The 12,275-nt window shown below is 42.0% G+C and carries 10 protein-coding genes; 3 read left to right on the forward strand and 7 right to left on the reverse strand.

The features are described 5' to 3' along the window. Positions 1 to 224: 224 nt before the first annotated feature. Together ACQKNS_RS18275 and pepT are read left to right on the forward strand one after the other, a co-directional pair. Positions 225 to 1,688 carry an alpha-amylase gene (locus ACQKNS_RS18275; protein WP_427644713.1) on the forward strand — a complete coding sequence of 488 codons (1,464 nt, stop codon included), beginning with the start codon at positions 225 to 227 and terminating at the stop codon, positions 1,686 to 1,688. 165 nt (positions 1,689 to 1,853) lie between these two features. After that, entirely contained in the window at positions 1,854 to 3,089 is a 1,236-nt protein-coding gene (pepT, locus tag ACQKNS_RS18280; RefSeq protein WP_427644754.1) for a peptidase T, read from the forward strand. Positions 3,090 to 3,139: 50 nt separating this feature from the next. On the opposite strand, the gene ACQKNS_RS18285 is transcribed toward pepT, so the two are convergent. Both ACQKNS_RS18285 and ACQKNS_RS18290 read right to left on the reverse strand, forming a co-directional pair. After that, on the reverse strand, positions 3,140 to 5,209 hold the full coding sequence (locus ACQKNS_RS18285) for a catalase (RefSeq protein ID WP_427644714.1): 2,070 nt from the start codon (positions 5,207 to 5,209) through the stop codon (positions 3,140 to 3,142). Positions 5,210 to 5,521: 312 nt separating this feature from the next. Continuing rightward, a complete protein-coding gene (locus ACQKNS_RS18290) occupies positions 5,522 to 6,970 on the reverse strand; it encodes a DEAD/DEAH box helicase (protein ID WP_427644715.1) in 1,449 nt (482 codons plus the stop codon). Positions 6,971 to 7,265: 295 nt separating this feature from the next. Between ACQKNS_RS18290 and ACQKNS_RS18295 the strand changes: the two genes are divergently transcribed. Continuing rightward, positions 7,266 to 7,598, forward strand: a complete 333-nt coding sequence (locus ACQKNS_RS18295) for a heme oxygenase (protein ID WP_427644716.1) — start codon at positions 7,266 to 7,268, stop codon at positions 7,596 to 7,598. A gap of 61 nt (positions 7,599 to 7,659) precedes the next feature. Here ACQKNS_RS18295 and rlmN read toward each other — a convergent pair whose 3' ends face one another. The 5 genes from rlmN to ACQKNS_RS18320 all read right to left on the reverse strand — a co-directional run bounded on the left by rlmN (position 7,660) and on the right by ACQKNS_RS18320 (position 12,275). Further along, positions 7,660 to 8,727 (reverse strand): 23S rRNA (adenine(2503)-C(2))-methyltransferase RlmN, encoded by a 1,068-nt coding sequence (gene rlmN / locus ACQKNS_RS18300; protein WP_427644717.1) that lies wholly within the window; start codon positions 8,725 to 8,727, stop codon positions 7,660 to 7,662. Between the two features lie 82 nt (positions 8,728 to 8,809). Beyond that, positions 8,810 to 9,289, reverse strand: coding sequence for a 23S rRNA (pseudouridine(1915)-N(3))-methyltransferase RlmH (rlmH, locus tag ACQKNS_RS18305; protein ID WP_427644718.1), 480 nt, complete (start codon positions 9,287 to 9,289; stop codon positions 8,810 to 8,812). Positions 9,290 to 9,677: 388 nt separating this feature from the next. Continuing rightward, on the reverse strand, positions 9,678 to 9,839 hold the full coding sequence (locus ACQKNS_RS18310; protein WP_427644719.1) for a CxxH/CxxC protein: 162 nt from the start codon (positions 9,837 to 9,839) through the stop codon (positions 9,678 to 9,680). A gap of 175 nt (positions 9,840 to 10,014) precedes the next feature. After that, a complete protein-coding gene (locus tag ACQKNS_RS18315; RefSeq protein ID WP_427644720.1) occupies positions 10,015 to 11,226 on the reverse strand; it encodes a S1C family serine protease in 1,212 nt (403 codons plus the stop codon). Between the two features lie 254 nt (positions 11,227 to 11,480). Further along, the gene (locus tag ACQKNS_RS18320) at positions 11,481 to 12,275 is read right to left on the reverse strand and encodes an MBL fold metallo-hydrolase (RefSeq protein ID WP_076368488.1); all 795 of its coding nucleotides are present in this window, start codon (positions 12,273 to 12,275) and stop codon (positions 11,481 to 11,483) included.

Raw genomic sequence — 12,275 nt, forward strand, 5'->3', positions numbered from 1 at the left:
TTCCCGGGTATTCCCCACATTTGATTAATTTTTAGCTGCTAATCAATATAAAATACCCTTATTTGGTATAAAATAGTAAAATAAAGAGGTGAATGAACCTCAATCAAGTGAGTTATTCACTTGTTTATCAATTGAATTTAGGGGGTAAAGATTTCCATTATTACTTTATCCGATCGTACAGTTTCACTTTTGTTGATAACGGGTCGGTGTCAGGGGGGGAACGGATGAAAAGAAATCATACGATGATGCAATTTTTTGAGTGGCATCTTGAAGCAGATGGTTCTCATTGGGAGAGATTGAAATTTGCGGCTTCCAAGTTGAAGGATATAGGAATTGACTGCGTTTGGCTTCCGCCAGTTACGAAAGGGCAATCCGTTGGGGATAATGGATATGGAATATACGACGGATACGATTTGGGGGAATTTGACCAAAAAGGGACAGTCCGTACCAAATACGGGACCAAAGATGAATTGCTGCAAGCAATAGCAACCTGTCATAACTACGGGCTTTGCGTTTATATCGATTTAGTCATGAACCATAAAGCAGGAGCCGATGGAACCGAAAAATTTGAAGTGATTGAAGTCAATCCAGAAAACCGCATGGAAGATATCTCAGAACCATTTGAAATGGAAGGTTGGACAAAATTCGATTTTCCAGGCCGTAAAAATAAATACTCTGATTTTAAGTGGAACCATACCCATTTTAATGGTACAGACTATGATGCCGAAAACGACAAAATGGGTGTATATCGAATCACAGGCGAAAACAAGCACTGGAATCAGCATGTCATCGATGAATTCGGAAATTATGATTATTTAATGTTTGCCAACATCGATTACAGCCTGCCGGAAGTTCGTCAGGAAATGATTAGCTGGGGAAAATGGATGGTTGATACGTTAAAGTGTGATGGTTTTCGTTTGGACGCCGTCAAACATATCGATTATGAATTCATCAATGAATTTCTCCAAGAACTCATTCCTTATACAAAGGAACATTTCTTCATGGTCGGAGAATTTTGGAAGGCGGATGTTAAAGCTTGTCAAACTTACTTAGAGCAAACCAATCATGACCTCAACTTGTTCGATGTTTCCCTGCATTATAAGTTTCATGAGGCCTCAAACGCAGGAACTGACTTCGACCTCTCAACCATCTTTGATGATACCCTCGTCCAAACCAATCCGGCACAGGCCGTCACTTTTGTCGACAACCATGACTCCCAGCCCCATGAATCACTGGAATCCTGGGTAAAGGACTGGTTCAAACCATCGGCATATGCACTTACCTTGCTTAGACTTTGCGGTTATCCATGTGTCTTTTACGGGGACTATTATGGAATCGGCGGGCCTTCTCCGGTGCCTGGGAAAAAGGACATTCTAGATCGCCTATTATATGCCAGATATGAAAAAGCTTACGGAGAACAGACGGACTACTTTGATGACCCAAATACGATAGGGTGGGTCCGGCACGGCGTTGAAGAGCTGGAAGGCTCGGGGTGCGCCGTCATAATCTCGAATGGAGATCACAACAGTGAAAAAAGGATGTTCGTCGGTGAACATCGCGCTGGTGAAATCTGGAGTGATGTAACTTGTCATAGAGATGACCACATCACCATTGAAGAAGATGGTTTCGCGACCTTTCCCGTACATGGGAAAAGCGTATCGGTATGGGCCTTGAATAACCCACTCTAAAAAGCGAAAGCAAAGAGCGGCATGTCAATTACGGATATGCCGTTCTTTGCTGGTGACAACACCCTTGAATATTTAGTAAATGATTCTGTATGTCACATAGGTAAAGATAATTTTTCCATTTTGATCAATCATGGTAAGATAAGGGAAAAAGGAGTTGAAGGAAAAGTGAAAAATGAAATCATTGAAAGATTCACTTCTTATGTGAAAGTGGATACCCAATCGAATGAGGAAAATCCATCATGCCCCTCTACACCCGGACAGTTGACCTTGGCAAATGCATTGGTCAAGGAACTTGAATCCATTGGGATGAAGGAAGTGACGATTGATCAGAACGGATATGTCATGGCAACCTTGCCAGCCAATTCAACTAAGGATGTCCCGACAATCGGTTTCTTGGCCCATGTCGATACAGCAACGGATTTCACTGGAAAAGATGTAAAACCGCAAATCGTTGACAACTATGATGGCAAAGATCTTACTTTACATGAAAAATTGGATGTCATTCTTTCACCTGACGATTTTCCTTCGCTTAAGAACTATATTGGGCATACCTTGATTACAACGGATGGGACAACCCTGTTGGGTGCAGATAATAAGGCTGGAATTGCCGAAATCATGACTGCCATGGATTATTTGATCCAGCATCCGGAAATCAAGCATGGAAAAATCCGTGTTGCCTTTACTCCCGATGAGGAAATCGGCAGGGGGCCCCATAAGTTTGATGTAGATGCTTTTGATGCGCAATTTGCCTACACCGTGGACGGTGGACCGCTTGGAGAACTTGAATATGAGAGCTTCAATGCAGCATCGGCCAAAATCCTGATCAAAGGGACGAATATTCACCCTGGTACGGCTAAAGGAAAAATGGTCAACTCCGCTAAAATCGCCATGGAATTCCATAATGGACTCCCAGTGTCAGAAGCTCCGGAATATACGGAAGGCTACGAAGGATTTTATCATCTGATTTCCTTTCACGGTGATGTGGAAGAGACCAAGCTATCTTATATCATCAGGGATTTCGACCGCCAAAAATTCAATGAACGCAAGGAATATATAACAAAAGCAATCGAAGATTTAAAAGAAAAATATGGGCAAAACCGTATCGAGCTTGAATTACACGACCAATACTTCAACATGAAGGAAAAAATCGAACCCGTAAAGGAAATCGTGAATATTGCCCACGAAGCAATGGAGAAACTCGATATAAAACCGAAGATTTCGCCGATACGCGGCGGTACGGACGGTTCTCAACTATCGTATATGGGCCTGCCAACACCCAACATCTTTACGGGCGGGGAGAACTTTCATGGCAAGTATGAGTTTATTTCTGTCGATAATATGATCCTGGCCACAAAGGTAATCGTTGGCATTGCATCGCTTTTTGAAGAAAAAGCAAAGTAGCTTATATTAAAAAACCCCCCGACTCCAAGTCTGGGGGTTTTTCATACAATTTAAGCGCGATTCCAATGACGGTGCTTGGCAATTGCCTCGATAAAGGCAGTACCACCATTATTATCCGTAACATCTACAATGCCTGAGGCTGGATCATTGGAGACAATACCTGCCTTCGATAAGATTTCTGCCCCTTCTTTTCCCGCACCAATCGCCTTGAAATGATTGTAGGCTTCATCAACAAAGTAAATTGGTTCCTTGGATGCCTTTAAAGCATCGACACTTTCCTGGCCTCCTGCCACATATACAGCATCGAAAAGTACTGAATCGGCTGTCAGGAATGTCTGATTCACCTCTGCACGCTGTCCTTCAGAACTTGTAATCACTCCACGATTATGACTGATGAATTCAGCCGTAATCCCTGCCGATTTAAATGATTCCAAGACTTGATTAACCTCTGACCCATTGAAACCATCTGCAGCCAAGATTGCCACTTTCCTCGTTGCGGCCGTGTTCACTTTCACTTGCTCCTGGCTTAAAGCCGGAGAAGCCAAATCCATTTTGACCCCACTTTTGTTGGCCGGAGGATTCACGCCCACCCCAATTGCGATCGTTTTAGCCAGTTCGACATCCACATTGCTGAACATCTCGACGATTTGCTGCTGAACGTCCTTATTTTTCACTTTTCCCACTTCAAAATGGAAAGCCTGAATAATATGCTCCTTCTCCACTTCCGTCATGCTATTCCAAAATAATTTAGCCTGGCTGTAATGATCTTTGAAGCTTGCGCTGCGTTGTCGGACCTTCCTGCCATCGACTTTTTCCTGGTAATGTGCATAGCCGCCTTCCTCCTCCGAAGCAGGTTCGGGAGAGTTGCCTGCAAGGGAATTTTTATGGTAGCTGACCTGCCCTGGATTTATTGACATTCTGTGCATGCCATCGCGTTGATTATTATGAACGGGGGCAACCGCCCTATTAATCGGAAGCTCATGGAAATTCGGTCCTCCCAATCGGGATAGCTGGGTATCGGTGTATGAGAATAAACGTCCCTGGAGCAGCGGATCATTTGAAAAATCAATACCTGGTACGACATGCCCCGGATGGAATGCTATCTGTTCCGTCTCTGCAAAAAAGTTATCCGTATTTTGATTCAAAACCATTTTTCCGATTATTTTCACCGGGATTTGTTCTTCCGGCCATAGTTTAGTGGGATCAAGGATATCAAAGTCGAATTTGAATTCATCTTCCTCCTTAATCATTTGCACACCAAATTCAAATTCAGGATAATTTCCGGTATCTATCGATTCCCATAAATCTTGGCGGTGAAAGTCGGGATTCTTTCCTGCAATTTTCTGTGCCTCATCCCAGACAAGGGATTTAACTCCCAGTACAGGCTTCCAATGGAATTTGACGAAATGGGCCACGCCTTGTTCATTTATGAAACGGAATGTGTGGACACCAAACCCTTCCATCATCCGGAAACTTCTCGGTATGGCCCTATCGGAAAGATGCCACATGACCATATGGGCCGTTTCTTCATTGTTGGCGACGAAGTCCCAAAAAGTATCATGGGCAGACGCAGCCTGAGGTATTTCGTTATGAGGCTCCGGTTTAACCGCATGAATTAAATCCGGGAACTTAATGGCATCCTGGATAAAAAATACTGGAATATTATTTCCTACCAAATCATAGTTTCCTTCCTCCGTATAAAACTTGGTGGAAAATCCCCGTACATCACGGACCGAGTCTGCCGATCCGCGGGAACCCGCCACCGTGGAGTAACGAACGAATACTGGTGTCTTGACTGAAGGGTCTTGAAGAAACTTGGCTTTTGTATATTCGGCCATCGGTTCATATACCTGAAAATATCCATGAGCACCAGATCCACGGGCATGGACAATCCGCTCGGGAATACGCTCATGGTCAAAATGTGTCATTTTTTCCCGGAAATGAAAGTCCTCCATCAAAGTTGGACCACGTGTTCCCGCTTTCAATGAATGCTCATCCTCAGAAATACGCAACCCTTGGTTAGTCGTCATCTTTTTCCCATTATCGTCCACTCGATATTGATCCAGCTGTCGCTGCTTCCTTTGCTCATCAATTCTTCCGCTTTCATTTGCTTCTTTCATCCCACTCATTCCCCTCCATATCTAAGTATTCAGATTAAATCGTGTTGTATGTATTTATTTGATACGAAATAATTGCGTTATCCTTCCTCATATACCACTCTATTTTGACGGATAAACAGAATTCAGAAAAAGAATTTTCACATTCTCAAAACAAAAAATCATTCCAGTGAGGATGGATTAGGAGGTCGAATTATTTTGGGATTTGTCGAATTCTTCTCGTCCCCAGTTTTGAAACACTGGGGACGGAAAACATAAAAAAAGAAGCGGGAAGACCTATATTTCGGTCTTCCAGCTTCTTTCCATTCAACACCTTTACTTCTTAAAAGCCTCTGAAACCTTCAAAAGTTTGCCTTTTACTTTCGTATTTTTCATCACTTTCAAGACAAGCGGTCCCTTTTCATTCAATATTTCCACATAAGACACATTGTCCTGGATCGTAATGATCCCGATGTCCTCTGCATTCACTCCATCAATCTTTGCGATGGTTCCGACAAAATCTACAGCCCTGAGTTTCTTTTTCTTGCCGCCATTAAAATACAACTTCATGATTTGTTTATTCAGCTGTTCACTTTTATCTTTTTTGATCTTTGGACGAGCTTCCAGTTTCGCTTCGAATTCCATTTTTTTATTGGATACTTCCTCTTTTGAAGGAACAGTCATCTTAGGGATTTCAAAACCAATATATCCTTGAATCTCAGCAAGGAATTTGTCTTCATACGGCGTCACAAAAGTAATGGCTTTCCCTTTTTTACCGGCACGGCCCGTTCTTCCAGTTCGATGTACGTAACTTTCCTTTTCCATTGGCAGGTCATAGTTAATCACATGGGTTATATTGTCGATGTCAATACCACGTGCAGCAACATCTGTCGCAACCAAATAGCGGAATTCACCTCTTCTGAATTCATTCATCACTGCAAGGCGATCTTCCTGAACCATGCCGCCGTGAATCATATCACACGGATATTCCAGTTCAAGCAGCTGTTCACATACTTGGTCTACCCTATCTTTCGTCCGGCAGAAAATGATGCAGCTATCGGGGTTTTCCGTGATGGTGACGTCTCTAAGCAAGGAAAACTTATCGTCTTCCTTCACTTCTATAAGAGCATGTTCAATCTTCTCCGTCGTTACACCCTTTGCTTTGATTTCAATATCAAGGGGATCTTTCATATATTGCTTACATAGTTTTTTTATACTTTCAGGTAACGTAGCAGAGAATAGCATGGTTACTCTATCTTTTGGAAGCTCTTTAATAATGGCTTCCACTTGTTCGATGAAGCCCATATTCAGCATTTCGTCTGCTTCATCAATAACCAAATGAGTTAGGCGTTCCAAGGCGAATGTCCCTTTCTCGATATGATCCAGGACACGCCCTGGGGTTCCGACGACTACATGGCTTTTTTGTTTCAATTCCGCTTTTTGCAGTGCGAAAGGATGCTTTCCATAAACCGCAGTAGCCTTTATCCTTTTAAATCTGCCTATATTCGTAATATCCTCTTTTACTTGTACAGCCAGCTCACGTGTCGGTGTTAAAATAAGCGCCTGAGGCTTATTCTCCTCCCAATCGACCATTTCGCAGATCGGTATGCCGAACGAAGCGGTCTTGCCACTCCCCGTTTGGGATTTAACGACAAGATCCCTCTTTTCCAGCGCCACCGGGATCACTTCACGCTGTACTTCCGTTGGACGTTGATATCCCAAGCTTTCTAATGCCCTTACAATTTCATCGCTTAATGTATAATCAGTAAAACTCAATTCATTCATTTGACAGCCTCTTTTGTTGTTTAGTATGTTGCTTTATTGTTTCCAAAATCATAATTTCCTTATACAAGGTTCTATTATACGCGATATGCATCGATAAACCTTGTAATAACCAAATTCAATTGCCTTATTTCAATATAATGAAACACCCCTCTTCATTAAAAAAATGATCAAAAGGATATCATGATCTGAGTTAATCAAAATGGACCCTGCTTCTTTCAATATGCTAAAATATGCATGATATAAAGCCTAAATAGGGTGTAGTTTCTAAACCGATTTCCAAAGGGAGTGCTGATTTATGATAATCGTAACGAATAGAATCAGAGTCAAAAAAGGGATGGGTGCAGTCATGGCCCCAGGATTTACTGCACCAGGTCCACTTGATACGATGGAAGGCTTCGTAAAAGTTGAAGTATTATTAACGCAGAATTTGTCGGACTACGATGAACTTAGCGTAAATATGTACTGGGAAAACCTTGAAAACTTTACTGCTTGGAGAAATAGCGATGCATTCAAAGCTGCACATAAACGTCCTGAACCAGGTACCGGTGAAGCAAAAAAGGAATCTCCAATTTTAGGCAGCGAGCTTACAACGTATGAAGTCGCCTCGGTAAAGGAAATAGCTAAATAATAAAGTCATGCCAAAGAGGCCGCGAAATATGCGGCCTCTTTTTGTCGGTTTCTCTTAGTGATTACTGGGCTTCTGCTTTCTTGATTTGCTTGCTTCTAAGCTGGCCGCAAGCTGCATCAATATCCGTTCCATGTTCTTGGCGGATTTTACAATTTACGCCTCTTTTTTTCAGTGTATCATAAAAAGCGAGAACGGACGCTTTTTCACTTCTCTGATATTGACTATGCTCATCTACAGGATTATATGGAATCAGGTTGACATAGAGCCGATGTTTTTTGTCCTCAAGAAGAGTGGCGAGTTGCTCGGCTTCTTCTTGGTGGTCATTGACATCTTTCAATAGGATATATTCAATCGTAATTCTCCTATTCGTTTTCTCTAAATAATAATCAAGAGATTTCATCAATTTTTCTATCGGGATACCACGGTTTATTTTCATGATTTGTGTCCTGAGCTCATTATTCGGCGCATGCAATGAGATGGCCAGATTCACCTGTAATTGGGTATCGGTGAATTCATAAATCTTATTGGCAAGACCGCTCGTCGAAACAGTAATGCGCCTGCCCGCTATAGCAAGACCCTTATGGTCCATGAGCACCTTCAAAAAGTCTAACATATTTTCAAAGTTATCGAACGGTTCGCCAATACCCATTACAACAACATGGCTTACAACATCCCCTTGTTCCAATTTATCCAGATGCAGTTGAACGTTCATGATTTGTTCCACTATTTCCCCGCTGGATAAATCACGGCTTTTGGCCAATAATCCGCTGGCACAGAAACTGCATCCAATATTGCAGCCCACTTGGGTGGTGACACAAACCGAAATTCCGTATTTATGCCTCATCATGACCGTTTCGATAAGGTTTCCATCCTGTAATTTAAACAAGAACTTGATCGTGCCATCCGCTGATTCTTGCTTGACGTGCTCAGTCAAAGTCTGGATGACAAAGTGCTCTTCAAGTAATTTTATGCACTCTTTATTAACATCCGTCATTTCAGAGAAACTCGTCACACGTGTTCTATAGAGCCACTCCCAAACTTGGGAAGCCCTGAATTTTTTATGGCCATGATCCGAAAGCCACGCTGTCAATTGTTCGAATGTTAAACCATAAATGGACTCTTTATTCATTCGTTACCCTCTTTTCATTACATTAAGATTTAATATGTTATCCCATTAACTTTACGGGGAGTTCACCCGGAATCAGTTCATTTCATTTATGATATGGTTCATTTCTATTTATCCGAAAAGCCCGATATATTTGCTCCACCAGAACCAGTTTCATTAATTGATGCGGAAAGGTCATTTTCGAGAAGGAAAGGGCATAATCACTCCTTGATAACACCTCGGTGCCAAGCCCAAGCGACCCGCCGATAATAAAGGCAATTTTGCTCTTTCCATAGGTGGCGAGCTGATCCAAATGAGTGGCCAGCTGCTCTGAAGTAAGCTGTTTCCCATTGACCTCAAGCGTTATTACGTAGGTGTCCGGACTGACTTTCGCCAGGATTCGTTCACCCTCCTTTTGCTTAACAATGTCCATGTCCGCTGCACTCAGGTTCTCCGGGGCTTTTTCATCCGGTACTTCGACAAGTTCTATATTAGCATAGGCGCTTAACCTTTTTGTATATTCAGCAATTCCTTGCTTTAAGTATTTTTCCTTTAGCTTGCCAACTGTAATAATCGTTATTTTCATATATATCCTCTAGCTTTCATTATGTTTTTACTATCAATTGTTGGATTTGCCTACCTATTATCATACCTTACAGTGACCTATAAGCAAAACAAGCATATCCTTTCCAATTTTTAATGCTTTTAAAATAAAAACCGCTGCCCCTGAAAGCGGCAACGGTAACTTTCGTTATTTTTTAATGTGAATGGAAGAACAAAGGGCTGGATTTAGTTCAGATCCGGTGAAGGATGATGTTGATTTTCGTACAACCAAAGCTTGAATCTAAACCATTCCACCCGCCGCTTCATTCTTCGGAAAATGTTAAGAACAGGTTAAGAACAGGTTACGAACATGTTATCCACAAAAGTTATCCACATATCCACAAAATCTATCCACATCTTGTATGGGAATATTAGTTCCCTACTAGATATATTGCCACGTTTCGACAATATTCACAGGTTGTTGATAACTGATTTCCTTCTGGAACCAGCGTTAAAACAGGATATGTTTCACATTCGTATACCACTTCATCCAGCGCCATGTCCACGTGTTCCTGACAGCAATATAATTTCATCTTTCATACTCCTTTCCCACTCATTATTCCCAGTACTTCCATTCCCAATTATCCACAAGTTACTTGAGATTATTAATTTAAGTATATATCCACAGGTAATCGTAACAAAAAATAAGAAAATCGCAAGGAAATAGAAAGGACAGGAGGCATTTTTTCCCCCTGTCCTTTCATTCTTTTAAATTTCGCTGCTTGAAAGTTTGACTTCCGCAGTTTCTTTCTTTCCGTCACGGTAATAAATGATTTTAACTTTATCTCCGATTTTCTTTTCGTTGTAAAGGTATTTTCGTAATTCCACGACGTCATGAATTTTTTCATTATCCATTCCAACGACGACGTCAAATTCCTTCAAACCTGCTTTGGATGCTGGGGAGTTGCTTTGAACGCCTGTTATGGCAACGCCATATGTAACTTTCCTTGGTAATTTTAATGTATTTTGTTGATGATATTGGGAAATCTCTTCTACAGATGCCAAGTTCACACCCAAGAAGGCTCGTTTCACTTCACCAAATTCCTCTATATCATTAATGATCGGGATAACTGAATCGATCGGAATGGAAAGACCGATTCCTTCCACTGCATTTTCCGCAATCTTCATCGAATTTATTCCGATGACCTGCCCTGACATATTAACGAGTGCCCCCCCGCTGTTACCTGGGTTAATCGCTGCATCGGTCTGGATGACCTCCGCATTCCAATCCACTTGTCCGTCCTCATTGATATCCACCTCTATCGTACGCTCCAAACCGGAGATGATCCCTTGTGTGATCGATCCAGAGAATTGGAGGCCTAAAGGATTGCCAATGGCAATTACGGGCTCACCAGGTTTCAATTTGCCGGATTTTCCGAATTCAGCAATGGTTTTGATTTTATCACCGTTCACGACAATGACGGCTAAATCTGTCCATGGGTCACTACCTTGTAGTTCAGCTGGTAATTTAGTGCCATCACTTAATGTCACTTCCAGTTCATTAGCGCCTTCAATGACGTGATTATTCGTGACGATATAGGCTTTGCCCCCATCTTTTTTATAGACGACTCCAGAACCAGTGCCGGCTTCTGCCGAACTGTCCTCGGCGTTGCTCCCTTGACTCCAGAAGTTCGTTTCCTGAATGTTAGTGATCCCGACCACTGCGTCGCTGGCTTTATCAACAGCATTGGTGACAGCACTTGTTACATCAAGAGTAAGGTTTTGCTGGGACTGCTCCGCGGGTTCATTCTCCGTTGATTTCTCCGTTGTCATTTCGTTATCATCGTTATTTAACAGGCCACTTCCCGGTAAAATAAGTAAGGCCCCGATGATGACGCCCCCCAAGCCTGCCAGAAAATAGCCTGTATAGCCTTTTTTCCGTTTATTTTGGTTCTCTTCATTCTGATCATAATAACCCAAGACCGCCCCATCCTCTCATTTTAGGAATGAAATATAGCAATTCTATTGTTTGGTATCCTCCCTCAATTATACTCAATTACCGAATTTTTTCTAAAAAAATGAATGCTTTTATTTAAGGGTATACAGCCATTTTCCTTTTACCTATACAGTTCTAACCAAACGATACCCCTTTTAATCCGTTTCGTAACTTACCAACCGAAATTTTTAAAAATAAAAAAGGAATGAACAAGGTATCCCTCATCCATTCCTTTTATTTATAACGTAACAAGCTCCGTTGGTCTTTTCGGGTCTGTATCATATAGGGAAAATTGTTCGCCGACGATGATCCCCTTTGTCTTTAACGTCTGTTCGACCGACATTCTTGCTAGATCTTTCATATTGTTATCAAGGCTTAAGTGGGCCAAGTAAATCCGCTTGGTCTTATCACCGGCCACTTCACTCATTGCCAGGGCAGCGTCTTCGTTACAAACATGTCCTACATCACTTAAAATCCGGCGCTTGATGCTCCATGGATATTTTCCCATCCTCAGCATGGACACATCATGGTTACTTTCAAATACATACGCATCGGCATTCGAGATGATTCCTTTCATCCGATCGCTTACGTACCCTGTATCGGTAATGACCACAAGTTTCTTATCTTCATGATGAAAGACGTAAAACATCGGCTCTGCCGCATCATGTGAAACGCCAAAAGATTCTATATCAAGACTGCCGAACGTTTTGACCTGTTCCATTTCAAATGTGAATTTTTGTTCGGTTGCAATTTCACCGATTGATCGATCCATGGCATTCCATGTTTTTGCATTCGCATAGATCGGGAGTTTATGTTTTCTGGCAACCACGCCAAGACCTTTAATATGGTCGCTGTGCTCATGGGTAACGAGGATACCCGATAACTTTGACATATCTCGGCCTATATCCTGAAACAATGCTTCCAGGGCTTTACCGCTTAAGCCGGCATCGACAAGGAAAGATTGATCCTCCGTTTCCACGAAAAAGGCATTTCCTGTACTCCCGCTTGCGAGAACACTAAAATGCATTGTCAT

Origin of the sequence: Peribacillus sp. NPDC094092 (assembly GCF_050279365.1) — a bacterium.
Classification (GTDB): Bacteria; Bacillota; Bacilli; order Bacillales; family DSM-1321; genus Peribacillus.